Source organism: Streptomyces geranii (genome assembly GCF_002954775.1).
GTDB classification, from domain to species: Bacteria; Actinomycetota; Actinomycetes; order Streptomycetales; family Streptomycetaceae; genus Streptomyces; species Streptomyces geranii.
Map to the genome: position 1 here is coordinate 115,027 of NZ_PJME01000012.1, position 18,705 is coordinate 133,731.

General features: G+C 72.1%; 19 protein-coding genes. 13 read left to right on the forward strand and 6 right to left on the reverse strand.

Going from position 1 to position 18,705, the window contains the following annotated elements:
- Positions 1-84: 84 nt before the first annotated feature.
- Positions 85-693: a helix-turn-helix domain-containing protein gene (locus CW359_RS18665; RefSeq protein WP_232838453.1), complete on the forward strand. Its 609-nt coding sequence runs from the start codon at positions 85-87 to the stop codon at positions 691-693.
- Positions 694-720: 27 nt separating this feature from the next.
- Here CW359_RS18665 and CW359_RS18670 read toward each other — a convergent pair whose 3' ends face one another.
- The 6 genes from CW359_RS18670 to CW359_RS18695 form a co-directional block, all read right to left on the reverse strand.
- On the reverse strand, positions 721-1,575 hold the full coding sequence (locus tag CW359_RS18670) for an IclR family transcriptional regulator (RefSeq protein WP_105971083.1): 855 nt from the start codon (positions 1,573-1,575) through the stop codon (positions 721-723).
- A 207-nt stretch (positions 1,576-1,782) separates the two neighbouring features.
- Positions 1,783-3,036: an ABC transporter substrate-binding protein gene (locus tag CW359_RS18675; RefSeq protein WP_105971084.1), complete on the reverse strand. Its 1,254-nt coding sequence runs from the start codon at positions 3,034-3,036 to the stop codon at positions 1,783-1,785.
- Positions 3,037-3,063: 27 nt separating this feature from the next.
- Positions 3,064-4,233 (reverse strand): branched-chain amino acid ABC transporter permease, encoded by a 1,170-nt coding sequence (locus CW359_RS18680; protein WP_232838454.1) that lies wholly within the window; start codon positions 4,231-4,233, stop codon positions 3,064-3,066.
- On the reverse strand, positions 4,226-5,113 hold the full coding sequence (locus tag CW359_RS18685) for a branched-chain amino acid ABC transporter permease (protein ID WP_105971086.1): 888 nt from the start codon (positions 5,111-5,113) through the stop codon (positions 4,226-4,228). Before CW359_RS18685 ends, CW359_RS18680 begins: the two co-directional genes overlap by 8 nt.
- The gene (locus CW359_RS18690; protein ID WP_105971087.1) at positions 5,110-5,934 is read right to left on the reverse strand and encodes an ABC transporter ATP-binding protein; all 825 of its coding nucleotides are present in this window, start codon (positions 5,932-5,934) and stop codon (positions 5,110-5,112) included. The genes CW359_RS18685 and CW359_RS18690 overlap by 4 nt, the downstream gene beginning before the upstream one ends.
- Positions 5,931-6,734 carry an ABC transporter ATP-binding protein gene (locus CW359_RS18695; protein ID WP_105971088.1) on the reverse strand — a complete coding sequence of 268 codons (804 nt, stop codon included), beginning with the start codon at positions 6,732-6,734 and terminating at the stop codon, positions 5,931-5,933. Before CW359_RS18695 ends, CW359_RS18690 begins: the two co-directional genes overlap by 4 nt.
- A gap of 386 nt (positions 6,735-7,120) precedes the next feature.
- Between CW359_RS18695 and CW359_RS18700 the strand changes: the two genes are divergently transcribed.
- The 12 genes from CW359_RS18700 (at position 7,121) to CW359_RS18755 (ending at position 18,668) form a co-directional block, all read left to right on the forward strand.
- On the forward strand, positions 7,121-8,449 hold the full coding sequence (locus CW359_RS18700; RefSeq protein WP_105971089.1) for an aromatic ring-hydroxylating dioxygenase subunit alpha: 1,329 nt from the start codon (positions 7,121-7,123) through the stop codon (positions 8,447-8,449).
- Positions 8,446-8,802: a bifunctional 3-phenylpropionate/cinnamic acid dioxygenase ferredoxin subunit gene (locus CW359_RS18705; protein WP_105971090.1), complete on the forward strand. Its 357-nt coding sequence runs from the start codon at positions 8,446-8,448 to the stop codon at positions 8,800-8,802. Before CW359_RS18700 ends, CW359_RS18705 begins: the two co-directional genes overlap by 4 nt.
- Entirely contained in the window at positions 8,799-10,016 is a 1,218-nt protein-coding gene (locus CW359_RS18710) for an NAD(P)/FAD-dependent oxidoreductase (RefSeq protein ID WP_105971091.1), read from the forward strand. Before CW359_RS18705 ends, CW359_RS18710 begins: the two co-directional genes overlap by 4 nt.
- Before the next feature lie 309 nt (positions 10,017-10,325).
- The gene (locus CW359_RS18715; RefSeq protein ID WP_105971092.1) at positions 10,326-10,892 is read left to right on the forward strand and encodes a 3-phenylpropionate/cinnamic acid dioxygenase subunit beta; all 567 of its coding nucleotides are present in this window, start codon (positions 10,326-10,328) and stop codon (positions 10,890-10,892) included.
- Between the two features lie 13 nt (positions 10,893-10,905).
- Entirely contained in the window at positions 10,906-11,772 is an 867-nt protein-coding gene (locus CW359_RS18720) for an alpha/beta fold hydrolase (RefSeq protein WP_105971093.1), read from the forward strand.
- 3 nt (positions 11,773-11,775) lie between these two features.
- The gene (locus tag CW359_RS18725; protein ID WP_105971094.1) at positions 11,776-12,615 is read left to right on the forward strand and encodes an SDR family NAD(P)-dependent oxidoreductase; all 840 of its coding nucleotides are present in this window, start codon (positions 11,776-11,778) and stop codon (positions 12,613-12,615) included.
- Between the two features lie 60 nt (positions 12,616-12,675).
- Positions 12,676-14,250 (forward strand): acyl-CoA synthetase, encoded by a 1,575-nt coding sequence (locus CW359_RS18730; protein WP_105971095.1) that lies wholly within the window; start codon positions 12,676-12,678, stop codon positions 14,248-14,250.
- A gap of 7 nt (positions 14,251-14,257) precedes the next feature.
- Positions 14,258-14,767 carry a GNAT family N-acetyltransferase gene (locus CW359_RS18735; protein ID WP_105971096.1) on the forward strand — a complete coding sequence of 170 codons (510 nt, stop codon included), beginning with the start codon at positions 14,258-14,260 and terminating at the stop codon, positions 14,765-14,767.
- A 190-nt stretch (positions 14,768-14,957) separates the two neighbouring features.
- Positions 14,958-15,941, forward strand: coding sequence for a zinc-binding dehydrogenase (locus tag CW359_RS18740; RefSeq protein WP_105971171.1), 984 nt, complete (start codon positions 14,958-14,960; stop codon positions 15,939-15,941).
- Positions 15,942-15,955: 14 nt separating this feature from the next.
- Entirely contained in the window at positions 15,956-16,894 is a 939-nt protein-coding gene (locus tag CW359_RS18745) for a 3-carboxyethylcatechol 2,3-dioxygenase (RefSeq protein ID WP_105971097.1), read from the forward strand.
- A 5-nt stretch (positions 16,895-16,899) separates the two neighbouring features.
- Positions 16,900-17,712: a 2-keto-4-pentenoate hydratase gene (locus tag CW359_RS18750; RefSeq protein WP_105971172.1), complete on the forward strand. Its 813-nt coding sequence runs from the start codon at positions 16,900-16,902 to the stop codon at positions 17,710-17,712.
- Positions 17,709-18,668, forward strand: a complete 960-nt coding sequence (locus CW359_RS18755; RefSeq protein WP_105971098.1) for an acetaldehyde dehydrogenase (acetylating) — start codon at positions 17,709-17,711, stop codon at positions 18,666-18,668. The genes CW359_RS18750 and CW359_RS18755 overlap by 4 nt, the downstream gene beginning before the upstream one ends.
- Positions 18,669-18,705: the final 37 nt, after the last annotated feature.

An 18,705-nucleotide genomic window follows, 5' to 3' on the forward strand; every position in this document is an offset into this window, starting at 1 on the left:
ACGGAGAGCAATTCCCCGAATACGATGGCGCATCAGAAATGCACCGCCGTACACACCGATTACCTTCTCGTTTACAGTGGACGCATGTCGTCGGGAAACAGCGTGGTGGCACGTAATGTGCGCCACCTCAGAGAACAGCGGGGGCTGTCGTTGGCCGAACTGGCCCGTCAGGCGGCTCTGGCCAAACAGACGCTGTCCAAACTGGAGTTGGGCACGGGAAATCCCACGGTCGACACGCTGTTCTCCATTGCGGGCGCACTCGGCGTACCCGTGACACGGCTGGTGGCCGAACAGGAACAGGTAATGACCGTGCAGCGGGAGGACGATGTCGTCTGGCAGCGGCACGACGGCTACGAGTCCCGGTCACTGGACCACGTGTACGGCTCAGGCGTCATTGAAAACTATCTGGTCCGCGTCAGCGGTACACGGGGGATGGAAAAGCCGTCCGAGCCACACCCGGTGGGCACGCTGGAACACCTGTACGTGATTCGGGGTCGGGTTCGGGTAGGGCCCGCCGACACCCCGGTGGAACTGTCGGCGGGCGACTTCGTGCGGTATCCGGGCGACCGGCCGCACGTGTACGAGTCGTTGGACGAGGAGAGCCTGTTCCACATCGTGGTGAGCGTGCCGCGCGCGCAGCCCGGCACCGGCGGCATGACGGTCACCCACACCCATGGACCCAAGCGGGACTGAGCACCACCCCGCACGCGTCCCACCGGGTCAGGACACGGGCTGACCGCCTCGTCCGGACGGTAACCCGCCGCGCGCCTTGGCCAAGGTGATCGTGCGGGCCGCTTGATAGGCCACGCGACGCAGGGCGTCGGCGTAGCGCGAGGGGTCGAAGCAGCGGTCGGCACCGGCGACGGAGAGCGCGGCGACGGGACGGCCGAGAGGGCCCATGACCGGTACGGCGACGCAGGTCAGGCCGACGGTGGCCTCCTGGCGGTCGTACGCGACGCCCTCCTTGCGGATGCGTCGCAGCTCGGCCCGGAGGCGTTCGGCGTCGGTGAAGGTGTACTCGGTGAGGCCGGGCAGCCCCGCCTCGATGGCCGCCTCGGCGGCGTCGTGGTCGAAGGCCAGCAGCGCCTTGCCGACGGCCGTGCAGTAGGCGGGCAACCGAGCACCGATCCGGGACGGCGAGCGCGCCGCGCGGTGACCGTGGATCTTGTTGACGTACAGGATCTCCGTGCCGTGCAGGACGGCCAGATGCACCGTCTCGTGCGTCAGTTCGTACAGGTCGGCGAGGTGGGGCAGCAGCAGTTCCTGGAGCAGCGGCGGCGTCGGCCCGTAGACGCGGTTGCCGATGTCGAAGAGCTGGGAGCCCAACCGGTAGTCGCTGCCGACCCGTTCGACGAGTTCGTTGCGTTGCAGGATGCCGAGCAGGCGGAAGGCCGTCGACTTGGTGAGGCAGGCGCGTCGGGCCAGTTCGCTGACCCCGACGCACCGGTCGTGCTCGGCGAGCGACTTCAGGAGGACCAACGCCTTGTCGACGGCGGTCTGTTGCTCGGGCTCGGGGCTCGGCCCGACCGGGCACAGGGGATTGTCGTGCTGGGGAGACAGGGGGGTGGCGTGCATGGGCAGACTCCGGGGAAGGGACCGAGAGCGGCCATTTAAGTGGACGTGCGTCCAACATAGGAGACTGTATCGGGGTTGTAAACGACTCGTACCACGCCAGTGTCCGCAGCGGCGGAAACGACGGGCGTCCGCCACCGATCACGACCCGGTGCGGCACCGGGGTCCCGGCCGCCGCACCCGGTCACCCCGGGCCACTCCCCCGGCGGCTCAGCCCGCGGACGTGTACCCCTCGGCCGTCTCGCTCTCCGTCGCCGGCCCCTGGAGGGCGAGCCCGCCGGGCACGGAGCTGTCGACCTTCGTGACATACGTCTGACGGGACGGCTGCCGGCCGGTGGCGGAGAAGTCGAGGGCCGAGGTCAGTCCACCCGTGTCGACGTTCTTCAGCTGCCGGAACGCCGCGTTGACGCCCTCGCGGGTCAGGTCGCCGTTCGCGCAGGCCTTCTCCAGTACCTCGGCGTAGACCAGGGCACTGGCATAGCCCAGGTTGACGAAGCTGTTGGGCTGCGTGTCCGGGAACTTCTCGGGGAGGGCGGCGGCGACCTCCCGCGGCCCCTTCTCCGTCGAACTGAACGGGGCGATCGAGGTCATCACGGACAGGTTCTTCTCCAGGGCCGACTTGGCGGACGTGGAGAGCAGGGACGGGTCGAAGGCGGGCGTGTTGGCCAGCAGCGGCACGTCGTACCCGAGGGACGCGGCCACGCCCGCCACCGACGCGGTCTGGCGGGGGCCGACACTGAGCACGACGGCTTTCGCGCCACGGGACTTGAGGGTCGTCACCTGCGCGGTGAGGTCGGTGTCGGTGGCCTTGACCTGGATCCCCTCCAGCTTCAGACCGAGCTTCCCGGCCGCGTAGGTGCTGCCCTGCAGCGCGGAGTTGCCGTAGTCCCCCTCGAAGTAGATGTGGCCCAGGACGTCTCCCGACTTCAGGCCCTCCTCCTTCGCCAGGTGGTCGACCCCGTTGACGGTCTCGACGTCGTAGGTGTTCCCCATCACGATCATCTCGGGGTTCTTCAGCAGGGTGGAGGACCACGCCGTGGCCACGGTCAGCGTCCTGGCGTCCGTGATGTCGGTGTCCAGGGCGCTGGTGATGGGCGATCCGAGCATCTGCACGTACCCGAGGACCTCCGGTTCCGTCTCGGCGTAGAGGCTCACGGCCTTCTGTACGTCCGTCCCGTGGTCCTTGACGACGAGTTCGACCTTGCGGTCGCAGATCCCGCCCGCGGCGTTGATCTTGTCGAGGTACAGCTGGTTGCCCTGCACGATGATCTTGCCCTGGGCGCCGAAGACCCCGGACAGGTCGGTGAGCGCGCCCAGCGTGATGGTGTCGGCGCTGACGCCCGGCCCCGTCTTGATGCCGGAGGAGGAGTCGGCGGTCTCGGTGGCCTTGCTGCTGCAGCCGACAGCGACGAGGGAGAGTGCGGCAACGGCCGTACCCAGTCTGGTGGCCGAGGTGACGAACATGCGGAGTCCCTTTTTTCGGAGGTTGGTTCAGGAGGAGGCGGTGGTCATGTCCTGTGGGGGAAGCACGGGGTGGCTGGCGGGATCGGGGGGCGGGCCGGGTTCCCCCTGACCGGCGGCGCCCGCCGGGGGCCGGGGGGCGGGGCGCAGGCGTCTGCCCAGGGCGACGAGCCCTCCCTGTTCCAGGAGGATCACCGCGACGATCGCGACGCCGAAGACGAGGCGGGCGGCCACCGCCGGGTCCACTCCGGACGTGCCGGGCTCGGCGAGAAAGGTGAGCAGTCCGCTGTAGTGGCTGAGCAGGCTGGGCAGCCCGGTGACGAAGGCGGCACCGAGGACGGCGCCGGTGACGGAGCCGAGCCCGCCGATCACGATCATGGCCAGGTACTCGACGGAGAGGACCAGCCCGAAGTACTCGGGCACCACCCGTTGGAACGCCTGGGCCAGCAGGACGCCCGCCAGACCGGCGTACATCGATGACAGGACGAAGGCGGCTGCCTTGTAGCGGCTCACCGGTACGCCGACGACGCCGGCGGCGGTCTCGTTCTCACGCATCAGGACCAGGGCACGGCCCGGACGGCCCGCGAGCACCCGCCGGGCGAAGACGTAGGCGACGACGACACAGACCAGCGCCACGTACCACTGGCGTTCCCGGTCCCCGACCGGCACGCCCAGCAGCGTCAGTTCCGGGTCCCGGCCGGTCAGCTCGAAGCCGAGGACGGACAGTTCGGGCACGCTGCGTCCGTTGAACCCGCCGGTCACCGAGGACAGGTTGAACAGCAGGTGCTGGCCGAGGAAGACCAGGGCGAGCGACGCGAGCCCCAGATACAGGCCGCGGACCCGGCCGGCGACCGGGCTGAACAGCAGTCCCGCCGCTCCCGCCGTGGCCACCGCCAGAACGGCCGCGAGCAGCGGCGGCAGTTCGAGCCCGGTGAGGGTGATGCCGCCGCCGCCCGGCCCCGGTGCTCCGGCGAACCAGCAGTAGGCGTAGGCGCCCACGGCCAGGAAGAAGGCGTGCGCGAGGGAGAGCTGGCCGGCCGTGCCGACGAGCAGGTTGAGGCCGATGGCACCGATCGCGGCGGCCATGACCATGACGCCGAGCAGCAGCCAGAACCCGCTCAGGTAGAAGGGCACCAGCAGCGCCAGCAGCAGGCCGCCCACGGGAAGGGCACGGCGGAGGAGGTTCGTACGGTCAGACACGGATGAACTCCCTGGTGCCGAAGAGCCCGGACGGCCGCCACATGAGCACCGCCACCATGAGGACGTAGGGCATGACATCGCCGAAGCCGGCGCCGAGGAAGCCGAGTTCCGAGCCGTACCCGGCGGTGAGGGCCTTGGCCATGCCGACGGTGACGCCCCCGACGATCGCGCCGTGCGTGGAGTCCAGGCCGCCGAGGATGATCGCCGGGATCGCGGCGAGCGCGATCGTGCTCGAATGGCTGTCCAGGCCGGCGGACGGGAACGTGGACATGAAGACGCCCGCGCCCGCGGCGAGCGCCCCGCCGATCATCCAGGAGACCGTCGCGACCCGGCCGAGCCGGATACCCATGAGCGACGCGGCCTCGGCATCCGCCGACGCCGCCCGCATGGCGACGCCCCACCCGGTGTACCGGAACAGCGCCAGCAGCAGACCGAGGACCACGACCGCGACGGCCATGGCGGCGATACGGGCCTGGGGGACGGTGACGCCGCCGAGCCGCACGGTGGCCGCGCCCCACGGGTCGAGCATGGACAGAACGTCGGGGCCGATGCGCCGGGTGAGTTCGGTGGTCAGCACGACGTCGACGCCGATCGTGGCGATGGCCAGCGCCATGTGGTCGTGGCCGCGGGCCCGGGCGAGCAGAAACCTGATCAGCAGGGCTCCGGCGACGGTGATGACGATCCCGGCCGCCGCCGCGGCCCAGAAGCCGGCCGAGGGGGCGATACGCGCCACCGCGTACGCGCCGAGCGCCAGCAGCGAGCCCTGGGCGAAGTTCACGACCCGGGTGCCCTTGTAGATGATCACGAACCCCATGGCGATGAGCGCGTAGAGCATGCCCAGCGACAGCCCGACGGCGAGAAGTTCCAGCAGGCGTGTCATACGTGCTCCGCAGTCGTCGTTCCGTCGGATGGCGCGGCACCCGACGCCGGTTCGTCGGATCCGAGATAGGCACGGATCACCTCCGGGTCGGCGCTGACCTCGGCCGGTGTGCCGTCCGCGATGCGGCGGCCGAAATCCAGCACGGTGACCCGGTCGGCCAGGGCCATGACCATCGGCATGTCGTGCTCGATGAGCAGCACGGTGACGCCGAGTTCGTCCCGTGCGCGGCGGATCTGACGGGCCATCGCCCAGGACTCGTGGTGGTTCATCCCGGCGACCGGTTCGTCCAGCAACAGCAGTTCGGGCTCGGCCGCCAGCGCCCTGGCCAGCTCGACGCGCTTGCGCTCGCCGTACGACAGCAGGCCGACGGGTACGTCCCACCGGTCGCCCAGCTCGAAGAACCCGGCGATCTCGCGGACGCGCTCGCGGTGCCGTCGCTCCTCGTTCCGGGCGGAGCGCAGCCGCAGCCCGGTGGCGACGAACCCCGCTCGGGTGAGGTGGTGGCGGGCGACCATCAGGTTCTCCGCGACGCTCTGGTCCCCGGCCAGCGCCAGGTTCTGGAAGGCACGGGCCACCCCCAGGGCGGCGATGCGGTGCGGGGCCGTGCCGACCAGTTCGCGTCCGGCGTACCGGACGGAACCGGCGACCGGGCGGTAGACCCCGGACAGGACGTTGAAGCACGAGGACTTGCCGGCCCCGTTGGGGCCGATGACGGCGTGCACGCTGCCCCTGGCCACCTCGAACGAGACCCCGTCGAGCGCGGTGACCCCGCCGAAGCGAACCGTGACCCCGTCGACCCGGAGGATCGTGTCCTCGCTCATCGGGACCACCTGGCCAGCGCGCGCTCACCGGGTCCGGCAGGACCGTCCTGTTCCGGCCCTGGCTGCTGCGGCCCGGCGTCACCGCCCAGGTAGAGCCGGCGGATCTCGTCGGACTCCCGCAGCCGGGCGCTGGGGCCGGACAGCCGTACCCGGCCGACCTCGAAGACGTACGCCGTGTCGGCGACGGACAGGGCCATGGCCGCGTTCTGCTCGACCAGGAGCACCGCGGTGCCCTGTCGGTTGATCTCCCGGACGATCTCGCCGATGCGCGCCACGATCCTGGGCGCCAGACCCAGCGACGGTTCGTCCAGCAGGAGCAGGGAGGGGCCGGACATCAGGGCCCGCCCGATGGCGAGCATCTGCTGTTCGCCGCCGGAGAGCAGGCCGGCGCGCTGCTCCCGGCGCTCCGCGAGTACGGGGAAGAGCGCGTACACCTCGTCCCGCCTGCGGGTCCGGGTGGCCCGGTCGCGCACCAGCACGGCGCCGGCCCGCAGGTTCTCCTCCACCGTGAGGGTGGTGAAGATCCGCCGCCCTTCGGGTACCTGGACCACCCCGGCGGCCACGATGCCGGCGGCGTCCAGCCCGCGCAGCGACCGTCCGCCGTAGGTGATGGTGCCCTCGTCGACGGTGCCGCGATGGTGTCCGAGCGTTCCGGACAGGGCCCGCATCAGCGTGGACTTGCCCGCGCCGTTGGCGCCCAGTACCGCGACGGCGGCACCGTCCGGGACCGTGAGGGTGACGTCTTGCAGCGCGATCTGCGCCTTGCCGTAGTGCACGGCCAGTCGAGCGACTTCGAGCACGACAGGGTCACCCCCCGCCGGACCGGTGCGAACGACCTGCGGACGGCCGTGATGTGGAAGGTGGTGGCATCGTGGACTTCCCTGGAGGAGGCGGGCTCCCCGGCCTGACCGGAGACGGCTACCGCGTGTGACGTGGGGCACATCGAAATCCCGGACAAGGAGGGGGGACCACACACCGTTCCGCCCTGCGGCACGCGACGTGAACCGGGGCGGAACGGCGCGAGGTCACCGGTGCTCCCGGGCGAAGAGCGCTGTGCCGTCCAACGGAACAGCGGCTGTTCGGCGCCCGCCCGGTGCCGTGTGCTGGGCGCATGCACCGACACGACACCAACGGCGCCGGCCCGGCGGCTCCCGGCAGGGCCGACCCCGCTCGGGGAGGCCCGGCGATGACGTCCACCCCCGCTCTCCCCGAGGCGCCCCGCCTGGCCCGCGTCCCCGAGCCGGCCGTCGACGTCGGCGCGTACCTCGACCTCGACCGCGGGCTCGTCGACCGCAGGATCCTCAGTGACCAGGCGCTCTACCGGCAGGAACTGCGCCGGGTCTTCGCGCCCAGCTGGCTGTTCCTCGCGCACGAGAGCCAGTTCCGCAAGCCCGGCGACTTCTTCACCACATACATGGGCGAGGACCCGGTCATCGTCGCCATGGGCCGGGACCGGAAGCTGCGGGCGTTCCTCAACGCCTGCCGGCACCGCGGGATGCGGGTCTGCCGGGCCGACACGGGCGCCACGAAGGCGTTCACGTGCAGCTACCACGGCTGGTCCTACGATCTGGCGGGCGAACTGGTCAACGTGCCCAACGGCGAGGACTACCCGGCGCACTTCGACCGCAGGGAGTGGGGGCTGACCCAGGTCGCGCAGCTCGACACGTACAAGGGGCTCGTCTTCGCGACCTGGAACCCCGAGGCACCGCCGCTCGTCGAGGCGCTCGGCGGGATGGCCTGGTACATGGACGCGATGCTCGACCGCGACCCGGAGGGCACCGAGGCCCTCGACGGCGTCCACAAGTGGGTACTTGAGGGCAACTGGAAGCTGGCGGCCGAGCAGTTCGCCTCCGACTGGTATCACGTCAACATCTCGCACGCGTCCGCGCTGATGGTCATGTCACCGTCCGGCAAGGGGCCGAAGGCGGAGATCGTGCAGACGCCCGGACGGCAGTACACCGATCCGCTCGGTCACGGCGCCGGCTTCCCGACCCACCCCAAGAGCCGCTTCGACGACCGGGTCGTGCACGGCTACTACGACTACGGGGCACTGCGCGAGCGGCTCGGTGACGCCCGGGTCGAGGGGCCCATGACCACCGGTCACGCCACCGTCTTCCCGAACTTCTCCTACCTGCCGGTCTTCGGCTCCATCCGCGTCTGGCACCCCAAGGGCCCGGACCGGATCGAGGTCCACGCGTGGACGATCGTCGACCGGTCCATGCCGGACGAGGTCAAGGACGCCCAACGGCTGTACAACCTGCGGACGTTCGGGCCGTCCGGCATCTTCGAGCAGGACGACGGCGAGAACTGGAGCGAGTGCCAGTCCACCGCGCGCGGCTTCATGGCCGGCTCGATGGCCCTGAACTACCAGATGGGGATGGGCCTCCAGGCCGAGGACGGCGTCCATCCCGGCACCACCGGCCGGCTCTACAGCGACGGTGCCGCCCGCGGTTTCTACGCACGCTGGCGCGACCTCATGAACACACCGGCCTGGCACGAGAAGGACACTCCGTGAGTACGACGAGCAGCACCGGCATCCAGGTCGCCCGGGTCGGCGACATCGACGACGGCGAGGCGCTGAGGGTGCCCCCGGAGGCCACCGGCCACGACGACGCCGTCGCCGTCTTCCACGACGCCGGCGCCTACTACGCCCTGGACGACACCTGCTCCCACGGCCGGGCCTCCCTGTCCGAGGGCTGGATCGAGGACGGCGAGGTCGAGTGCCCGCTCCACAGCGCCCGGTTCTGCCTGGAGTCGGGGCAGCCGCAGTGCATGCCGGCCACCACGGCCGTACGCGCCCACCGGGTCGAGGTCCGTGACGGCGGGCTCTGGCTGCACCTCGGCCCCGGCGAAGGGGCCGCCGGATGAGTTCCCGCCGCCGCATCGCCGTCGTCGGCGCGGGCCTGGCCGCCGTCTCCGTCTGCGACGCCCTGCGCGCCCAGGGCTACGACGGCGAACTGGTGCTGTTCTCCGCCGAGTCCGGGCTGCCGTACGACCGTCCGCCGCTCAGCAAGGACGTCCTGCTGGGCAAGGCCCGGCGCGAGGACGTCCTACTGCGGCCCGAGCAGTGGTACACGGAGCGGCTGGTCACCCTGCGCGAGGCGACCGTGGTCCGGGCGGTCCGCCCGCACGAGGGCGGCCTGGAGTTGGCGGACGGCACCGCGGTGGACGCGGACCGGGTCGTCCTGGCGACCGGCGGCACACCGAGGGCGCTGCCCGTGCCCGGCGGCGACGATCCCGCCGTGCACGTCCTGCGCACCTGGGAGGACTCCGTACGGCTGCGGGAACGGCTGCTGCCCGGCACCCGGGTGGCGGTCGTCGGTGCCGGGCTGATCGGTGCCGAGACGGCGGCGGTGGCCGTCGCCCGGGGCTGCCGGGTCACCCTGGTGGATCCGGTGGCTGTGCCGCTGGCCGGGGTGGTCGGTGACACCGTCGCGGGCGCCCTGCACGGCCGGCACACGACAGAGGGCATCGACGTGATCACCGGTGGGGTGTGCCGTCTGGAACACCCTCCCGGCGGCGGCGTCGTGCTGCGCCTCGCCGGGCAGTGCAGGTCCGTCCAGGCCGACCTGGTCGTGGTCGGCATCGGCATCCGCCCGGCCACCGGACTGGCCGAGGCCGCCGGACTCCACGTGGACGACGGCGTCGTCGTGGGCCCCGGGCAGCACACCTCCCACCCGAACATCTTCGCGGTCGGCGACGTGGCCCGCCGCAGCGGCCACCGGGTCCGGCACGAGCACTGGGAGGCCGCCCTGCGCGGCGGCGAGGCCGCGGCCCACGGCATCCTCGGCCGGCCGCTCCCGGAGCCCGGCGCGTCCTGGTTCTGGTCGGACCGGCACGGTTCCCGGCTGGAGGCCGTCGGCACCATGGCGGACGCCGAACGGACCGTGCTGCGCGGCACACCGGACAGCGGTGCCTTCACCGTCCTCGGACTGCGCGACGGCCGGCTGGTGGCCGCGGCGGCCATCGACCGCGGCCCCGACATCAGGGCGGCCCGCAGGATCGTCGACCGTGGCATCCCGGTGGACGCCGCCCGGCTCGCCGACGAGAGCGCCGACCTGCGCGCGCTGCTGAAGCGGTGACGGTGGCGTCCCGCCAGGTGGGCGTGCGGGATCAAGGCGCCGGAATCAGCAGGTCATCGCCGCTCCGGCGCGGTTCGGCGCCACCCATGGCGCTGACGGCGGCTCAGCCGCCGCACGCCCCCGGAGCCGTACCCCATGGGCCGGCCGACGCGCGGCCTACCGAAACGCGTCGAGCAAGGTCGCCCGCACCACGAAGCAGGACACGACCGCGGTGACGGCACCCCCGTGCCGTCCTGTGGCACGCGCCCTCCCCGAACCACCCCCTCCGCGCTGGAATACCGGCACCGAGGCTTGCAGGAGGAACAGCCGATGACCACCCACCCACCGGAGCCGGCAGTCATGGACACCGCGCCCGTGTCCATCGACTCGGAGATCCGCATCCACTTCGAGGTGCAGCGCCTGTACGCCTACGAGGCGCGACTGCTCGACCAGCACCGGTACGCCGACTGGCTGGAACTGTTCACCGAGGACCTGCACTACTGGGCGCCGGTGCGCACCAACCGGCTGCGGCGCCAGCAGAGCCTGGCCGACGGGGCGCCGGGCGAGGTGGGGATCTTCGACGAGACCAAGGCCAGTCTGGCCTGGCGGATCCGCCGCTTCGACTCCGGGATGGCCTGGGCCGAGGACCCGCCGTCGCGGACCCGGCACCTGATCACCAACGTCCTGGTCGCACCGGGCGACGAGCCGGGAGAGCACATCGCCGAGTCGGCGTTCCTGTGCTACCGCAACCGGCTGGAGCGGGAGGTCGACCTCTACGCCGGCTGCCGTACCGACGTACTGCGCCGCGACCCGGACGGAATGCTCCTGATCGCCCGCCGCACGATCCTGCTCGACCAGAACGTCCTGCTCGCCAAGAACATCAGCACCTTCCTGTGACCGGAGACCTCTCGTGACCACAGCCCGGGCGGAAGAGCCCAAGCTCGTCGAGCACACCGTGCGGACCACGCTCGGACCCGTGACGGTCAGCGAGGCCGGTGAGGGGCCGGCGCTGGTGATGCTGCACGGCGGCGGCCCGGGCGCGAGCGCCGTGGCCAACTACCACCAGAACCTGCCCGCGCTCACCCGCCACTTCCGGGTCGTCCTGCCCGACCAGCCCGGTTTCGGCGGCAGTTACCGTCCCACCGAGGCCGACCTGGACGCACGCAGCATCACCGAGATCACCGTGGACGCCCTGCTGCAGACCCTGGACGGCCTCGGCGTCGACCGTTTCCACCTGCTCGGCAACAGCCTCGGCGGCGCCGCCGCCCTCGCCACCGCGCTCGCCGCTCCCGAGCGGGTCGAGAGGCTGGTGCTGATGGCGCCCGGCGGCGGCTGGCTGCCCTTCGGGCCCACCCCGACCGAGGGCCAGAAGGCGATGTTCCGCTACTACAACGGCGAGGGTCCGACCCTGCGGAAGATGCGGGACTTCATCGGGGTGATGACCGCCGAGCCCAGGCGCTGGGCGGACACCGCGCAGGCCCGCTACGAGGCGTCCCTCGACGAGTCCCACATCGCCTTCTACCACCGTTACAACGCGGCCTTCGCCAAGCGGCACGGCATGGACCCGCTCTGGCAGCGCGTCCACGAGATCGAGGCGCCGACCCTCTTGCTCTGGGGCCGTGACGACCGCACCATCACCCTCGACGGGGCGCAGCTCATGCTCAAACAGATCCGCGACGTACAGCTGCACGTCTTCGGCGGCTGCGGCCACTGGGTGCAGCTGGAACGGCAGGCCGAGTTCGAGCGTCTGGTGACCGACTTCCTCAAGGAGCACTGACCCATGGGCTGGCTGGCGGGCGAGGTCGCCCTGATCACCGGCGGCGGTTCGGGCATCGGCCGGGCCGTCGCCCTGCGCTACCTGGCCGAGGGCGCGAGCGTCACCGTCGTCGGCCGCGACGCCGGGCAGCTGGAGCAGGTGGTGAGTGCCGCGGGCGAGCTGGGCGACCGCGTGCTGCCCGTCCCCGGCGACGTGCGCAGGCCCGAGGATCTGCACCGGGCGGTGGAGGCCACCGTCGAACGGTTCGGCAGGCTGGACGTCCTCGTCCCGAACGCCGGAATCTGGGACTACCACCGCAGTGTCACCCGGCTGACCGGCAAGGAGCTGTCGGAGGCCTTCGACGAGATCTTCGACATCAACGTCAAGGGCTACGTCCTCGCCGTGGAGGCCGCCTGGCGCGAACTGGTCGCGACCCGCGGCAACATCGTCATGACCCTGTCCAACGCGTCCCTGCACACCGACGGCGGCGGCTCCCTGTACACCGCGAGCAAGCACGCCTGTCTCGGCCTGCTCCGCCAGTTCGCCTACGAGCTGGCGCCCAAGGTCCGCGTCAACGGCGTCGCCGTCGGCGGTATGCGCACCAAGCTGCGCGGCCCCGAGAGCCTGGGGCTGCGGGAACGCACGCTGGAGGCCTCCTTCGCGAAGAACGAGGCCTCCGGCGAGAAACAGCCGCCCCTCATCCCCCTGTACGACTCCAGCGTCGAGCCCGAGGACTTCACCGGGCCCTACGTGCTGCTCGCCTCCCGCGCCAACAGTTCCACCGTCACGGGTGCCGTGATCCCCGCGGACGGCGGCATCGCCGTCCGTGGCTTCCGCACCCCCGCCGGCGGCGCCGCTCTCTGACCCCCCGCCCCTCCCCCTGCCCCCTCCCCACCCCCGACAGTCACCGAAGGAGCCGACGCCATGGCCGCCGTCGACATCAGCCCCGCCGCCGCCCTGCGTCGCAGAGCCCAGTCGCCCGCCACGGCCCTCGTGTACGAGGGCCACGAGATCTCCGCCGCCCGACTCGCGGACACCGCGGCCGAGTTGGCCGCCGGCCTGGCCGAGAACGGGCTGCGCCGGGGGGACCGGATCGCCTACGTCGGCTTCAACAGCGTCACGTTCCTGGAGACGATGTTCGCGGCGGCGTACCTCGGGGCGGTCTTCGTTCCCGTCAACTTCCGGCTCGCGGCCGACGAGGTCCGCCACCTCCTCAACGACAGCGGCGCCCACACCCTCGTCGTCGAGGAGGGCCACCGCGAACTGGTCGAGTCGATCGTGACCGAGGTGCCGGCACGCCGGCACCTCCTGGCCGACACCGACCCCGTGTGTCCCGCGACGGCCGCCCCGGCCGCCGTCTGGACGCCGCTGTCGTCGCTGTACGGTTCCGGCCGGACCCCCCGGGAGCCGGTGGCGCTGCGCGACGACGACCTCGCGATGCTCATGTACACCTCCGGCACCACGGGCCGACCCAAGGGCGTCATGCTCACCCACGGCAACCTGTGGTGGAACGCGGTCAACGTGGACAGCGTCGTCGACACCCGTGCCGACGACGTGAACCTCGCCGTGGCCCCGCTGTTCCACATCGGCGGTCTCAACGCCCTCACCCTGCGCACCCTGTTGCGCGGCGGCACCGTCGTCCTGCGCCGTGGCTTCGACCCCGTCCAGTGCCTGGAGGACCTGGTCCGGCACCGGGTGTCCACCTTCTTCGCGGTGCCCGCCATGTTCGCCGCGCTCACCCGCGTGCCCGGCTTCGCGGAGGCCGACCTGGGCGCCCTGCGGTCCGCGATCGTCGCCGCGGCTCCCGTGCCGCCGCAGCTGATCAGGGACTACGGCGAGTGGGGCATCCTGCTCCAGCAGGCGTGGGGACTGACCGAGACGGCCCCCTTCGCGACCTATCTGCCGGCCGGGCTGACGCTGGAGAAGGCGGGATCGGCGGGCGCCCCCATGCCCTACACGGAGGTCTGCCTCACCGACCCCGTCACCGGCGCGCGGATCCAGGAGGCGGACACACGCGGCGAGATCTGCGTGCGCGGCCCGAACGTCACCGCCGGCTACTGGAACAACCCCGACGCCACCCGCGCGGCCTTCGACGAGGCCGGCTGGTTCCACAGCGGCGACATCGCCCACCGGGACGGGGACGGGCTCTACTACATCGTCGACCGTCTCAAGGACATGATCATCAGTGGCGGGGAGAACATCTATCCCGCCGAGGTGGAACGCGTCCTGGCCGCCTGCCCCGGCGTCCTGGAGGCCGCCGTCATCGGCGTGCCGGATCCCCAGTGGGGCGAGAGCGTCCTCGCCGTCCTGACCTGCGAGCCCGGCACGCCGCCCACCCTGGAGGAGGTCCGCGCGTTCGCGGGCAACCACCTGGCCCGCTACAAACTGCCCACCCAGGTGATGGTGGCCGAGCAGTTGCCGCGCAACCCCAGCGGCAAACTGCTCAAGGCGGAGCTGCGCCGCTGGGTGGAGTCGCACCAGCCCGTCAAGGCGGTGTGAGCCCGCCGTGGCCACCCCTCCCGACGCCCCGCCGGCGCTCGGCGAACCCCGGCTCGGCGCCCGGTGGGTGCTGCGCGCCCTCGCCGGACCATCCGCCGGACTGCCCCGTCGGCCCGCCCGGACCTACGCGGTGCGGGCCGCCGGCGGTGGCCCGGAACTGTTCCTGGAACTCCACCGCGTACCCGACCATCCGCTGCGGGCCTGCTATCCGTACGGTGCCCACGATCTCGCGATCGGCCTCGTCCTGCCGAGCCCCGACGAGGCCGGGGCCGGACCCGATCCGGCCGCCCGTCTGCTGCGCGACCTCGTGCCCGCCCTGTTCACCCTGGCCCCGCGCTGCCGCCGGGTGATCGCCGCGCCGGACGAGGACGACACCGCCGCCCAACTCGCCCTTGAGCAGGGCGGGTTCCGCCGGATCACGGAGGCGGACCTGCCCGGCGGCAGCGTCGTGCTGTTCGCGGCGGAGCCGCCGGCCATCGCCGGTCTGTCCACCGCCCTGGACGACATGCCCCACTGAAAGCCGCCGCCCGACGGCCCGACCCGCGCTCCGAGCCGGTCGGGTCGTCGGGCTGTCCGTACGTCCAGGACCGGCCCGGCAGGGGGGCGCGTCGCGGCTGGTCGAGGGGCGCTTCGCACCCTCGGACGGGGTGTGCTGCACAGCGGCACACCGGCTATGGCCCGTGCCGGGTCGGAGCGAACGTGAGTACGTGCTTGCCGCAACCGCTGTTTCCCAGAGCGCCGCCGACCCGCTGTCGGGGCTGGTGCTGCGCGACGTCCCGGAACCCACGCCGAGGCCCGGATGGTCCCGGGTCCGGGTCGTGGCCTCCTCCCTCAACATGCACGACCTGTGGACCCTGCGGGGCGTCGGCCATCCGCCGGAACGCCTCCCGATCGTGCTCGGCTGCGACGCGTCCGGGTACGACGACCACGGCAACGAGGTCATCGTCCACCCGGTGCTCGGCGACCCGGACGCCGGCCACGGCGACGAGACGCTGGACCCGGACCGCGCGCTCCTGTCCGAGCGGCACGACGGCTCCTTCGCGGAGTACCTCCTCGTACCGACCCGCAACCTGGTGCCGAAGCCGCAGTGGCTGTCCTTCGACGAGGCGGCCTGTCTGCCCGTCGCCTGGACCACGGCCTACCGGATGCTGTTCACGCAGGCCCGGATCAGGGCGGGCGACCGCGTGCTGGTGCAGGGCGCGGGCGGCGGGGTGGCCTCGGCCGCGATCAGGCTGGCCGTGGCCGCCGGGGCCGTCGTGTACACCACCAGCCGGAGCAAGGCGAAGCGCGTCGAGGCCCTCACGTGGGGCGTGCGGGCGGCGGTGCCCACCGGTGAGCGGCTGCCCGAGCGGGTCGACGTCGTCATCGAGACCGTCGGGGAGGCGACCTGGTCGCACTCCCTGAAGTCGCTGCGGCCGGGTGGCTCGGTCGTGATCGCCGGTGCCACCAGCGGCGCCAACCCGCCCGCCGACCTGGGCCGGATCTTCTACCTCCAGCAGCGCGTCCTCGGCTCCACCGGCGGCACCCGCGCCGAACTGGTGTCGATGCTGCGCATGCTCGACGCCACCGGCGTACGGCCGGTGATCGACCGGACCCTGCCGCTCGCGGAGATCCACAAGGGCTTCCAGCTCATGATCGACGGCGAGCTGACCGGAAAGCTCGTCATCCACCCGCCGGCCACCCGCCAGTAAGGAACCCCGTCCCCATGACCGCAGCAGCCGTCGGGCTGTCCCACTCGCCGCTCATCGGCCGGAACGACCCGGAGCCGGACGTCCTGGCCCGGGTCGACCGGGCCGTGGCGGACGCCCGGGACTTCGTCCGCGACTTCGGCCCGGATCTCGTGGTGCTGTACGCGCCCGACCACTACAACGGCTTCTTCTACCGGGAGATGCCACCGTTCTGCCTGGCGACCGAGGCGCGGGCGGTCGGGGACTTCGGCTCCCCGGCGGGCCCGCTGTCGGTCGACACCGACGCGGCGAAGTCCCTGGCGCGGGGTGTCCTCGACCGTGGCGTCGACCTCACCGTCTCCGCCCGGATGACCGTCGACCACGGGTTCGCCCAGCCGCTGGAGGTGCTCTTCGGCGGCATCGACCGGGTGCCCGTCGTGCCCGTCTTCGTCAACGGGGTGGCCACCCCGCTGTGCCCGGTGAGCCGGATCAGGGCCCTGGGAACGGCGGTGGGCGAGGCCGCCGCCGGGCTCGGCCGACGGGTGCTGTTCCTCGCCTCGGGCGGTCTCTCGCACGACCCGCCCGTCCCGGTCCTGGAGGGCGCGCCGCCACGGGTGGCCGACGCGCTCGTCGAGGGCCGCCCGCCGACACCCGAGCAGCGGGCCAGGGGCGAGCAGCGGGTGCTCCAGGCCGGCCGTGACTACGCCGCCGGGTCGACCGCGATGATCCCGATCAACCCCGACTGGGACAACCGGCTCCTCGACCACCTCGAACACGGCGAGCTCACGGAGTTCGACTCCTGGACGGTGGAGGGGATGGCGAAGGAGGGCGGCGGCTCGGCCCACGAGGTGCGCGCCTGGATCGCGGCGTTCGCCTCGCTCGCGGCGACCGGCCCGTACGCCATGAACTCGCGGTTCTACGAGGCCGTGCCCGCGTGGATCGCCGGGTTCGCCGTCGCGACGGCGCAGGGGCGGTGACCGGCATGACACCCACGTCACCTGGCGCGGACGCGGTGGAACGGGCCGCCGCCCGGCTCACCGCCGCCCTCGACGAGGGCCGCCCCGTGGCACCCGTACGGGAGCTGATCGGCGAGCACGACCTCGCCGCCGCCTACGCCGTGCAGCGGGAGCTGACGCGTCGCCGACTGGCCGGCGGGGCGGTCGTGACCGGCCGGAAGATCGGTCTGACCTCGCCCGCGGTCCAGCGTCAACTGGGCGTGGACCAGCCTGACTTCGGGGTGCTCTTCGCGGACATGGACGTCTCGGCGGAGGCCGAGGTGCCGTCCTGGCGGCTGCTCCAGCCCAAGGCCGAGGCGGAGATCGCCTTCGTCCTCAAGGAGGACCTGGCCGACGGCGAGCTGCACACGGCACGCGTGCGGTCCGCGGTGGACTACGCGGTCGCGGCGCTGGAGATCGTGGACAGCCGTATCGCCGACTGGGACATCCGGCTCACGGACACGGTCGCGGACAACGCCTCCAGCGGGCTGTTCGTCCTGGCCGGGCGCCGCCTCGGCCTCGACGAGTTCGAGCCGCGCGAGACCACCATGCGGTTGTACGCCGACGACGTGCTGGTCTCCGAGGGCACCGGCGCCGCCTGTCTCGGCGATCCGCTCGCCGCGCTCGCCTGGCTGGCCCGTACGGCACGGGAGTTCGGTGACCCCCTCCTGGCCGGTCAGGTCGTCCTCTCGGGCGCGCTCGGCCCGATGGTCCCGGCGCCGCCCGGCACCCGGATCCGGGCCGAGATCAGTTCGCTCGGCGAGGTCACCGCCACGTTCTCCGAGAAGAGAGACGCATGACGACGAAGACGAAGGTCGCCATCATCGGGTCGGGCAACATCGGCACCGATCTGATGATCAAGGTGCTGCGCCTGTCGGACTCGCTGGAGATGGCCGCCATGGTGGGCATCGACCCGGACTCCGACGGTCTCGCCCGCGCCGCGCGGTTCGGCGTGCCCACCACGCACGAGGGCGTCGACGGCCTGATCGCGCTCCCCCACTTCGACGGGATCGGCATCGTCTTCGACGCGACCTCCGCCAGGGCCCACCTCGCGAACGCCGCGAAGCTCGCCCCGTACGGGAAGCGGCTCATCGACCTCACCCCGGCCGCGATCGGACCGTTCGTGGTCCCGCCGGTCAACCTGGAGGAGCACCTGGACCAGGGGGCCGACAACCTCAACATGGTCACCTGCGGCGGTCAGGCCACGATTCCCGTGGTCGCGGCCGTCTCGGCGGTCACCCCGGTCCACTACGCGGAGATCGTGGCCTCCATCGCGTCCAGGTCTGCGGGCCCGGGTACCCGGGCCAACATCGACGAGTTCACCGAGACCACCTCGCACGCCATCGAGTCCGTCGGTGGCGCGGCGCGCGGCAAGGCGATCATCGTCCTGAACCCGGCGGAGCCGCCGCTGATCATGCGGGACACCGTGTTCTGCCTGACCGGCGACGTCGACCACGACGCCGTACGCGCCTCGGTGGCGGCCATGGCCGAACGGGTCGCGCGGTACGTGCCCGGCTACCGCCTCAAGCAGGAGGTGCAGTTCACCCCGGTCGCCGACGGCGAACCCGTGCACACCCTCGTCCCGGACGGCGCGGGCCCGGTCACCACCCAGGTGTCGGTGTTCCTCGAAGTGGAGGGCGCCGCCCACTATCTGCCGGCCTACGCCGGGAACCTGGACATCATGACGTCGGCCGCCCTGCGGGTCGCCGAGTCGATCGCCCAGCGCGCGACGGCCCCCGCGGAGGCGACCCGATGACGACCGGAGCGACAAACGCGACGACGAACGGCGAGAC

Coding starts and splice junctions, on each gene's coding strand:
- CW359_RS18665 (WP_232838453.1), top strand. CDS start 85: ATGTCGTCGGGAAACAGCGTGGTGGCACGTAATGTGCGCCACCTCAGA.
- CW359_RS18670 (WP_105971083.1), bottom strand. CDS start 1,575: ATGCACGCCACCCCCCTGTCTCCCCAGCACGACAATCCCCTGTGCCCG.
- CW359_RS18675 (WP_105971084.1), bottom strand. CDS start 3,036: ATGTTCGTCACCTCGGCCACCAGACTGGGTACGGCCGTTGCCGCACTC.
- CW359_RS18685 (WP_105971086.1), bottom strand. CDS start 5,113: ATGACACGCCTGCTGGAACTTCTCGCCGTCGGGCTGTCGCTGGGCATG.
- CW359_RS18690 (WP_105971087.1), bottom strand. CDS start 5,934: ATGAGCGAGGACACGATCCTCCGGGTCGACGGGGTCACGGTTCGCTTC.
- CW359_RS18700 (WP_105971089.1), top strand. CDS start 7,121: ATGACGTCCACCCCCGCTCTCCCCGAGGCGCCCCGCCTGGCCCGCGTC.
- CW359_RS18710 (WP_105971091.1), top strand. CDS start 8,799: ATGAGTTCCCGCCGCCGCATCGCCGTCGTCGGCGCGGGCCTGGCCGCC.
- CW359_RS18715 (WP_105971092.1), top strand. CDS start 10,326: ATGACCACCCACCCACCGGAGCCGGCAGTCATGGACACCGCGCCCGTG.
- CW359_RS18725 (WP_105971094.1), top strand. CDS start 11,776: ATGGGCTGGCTGGCGGGCGAGGTCGCCCTGATCACCGGCGGCGGTTCG.
- CW359_RS18730 (WP_105971095.1), top strand. CDS start 12,676: ATGGCCGCCGTCGACATCAGCCCCGCCGCCGCCCTGCGTCGCAGAGCC.
- CW359_RS18745 (WP_105971097.1), top strand. CDS start 15,956: ATGACCGCAGCAGCCGTCGGGCTGTCCCACTCGCCGCTCATCGGCCGG.
- CW359_RS18750 (WP_105971172.1), top strand. CDS start 16,900: ATGACACCCACGTCACCTGGCGCGGACGCGGTGGAACGGGCCGCCGCC.
- CW359_RS18755 (WP_105971098.1), top strand. CDS start 17,709: ATGACGACGAAGACGAAGGTCGCCATCATCGGGTCGGGCAACATCGGC.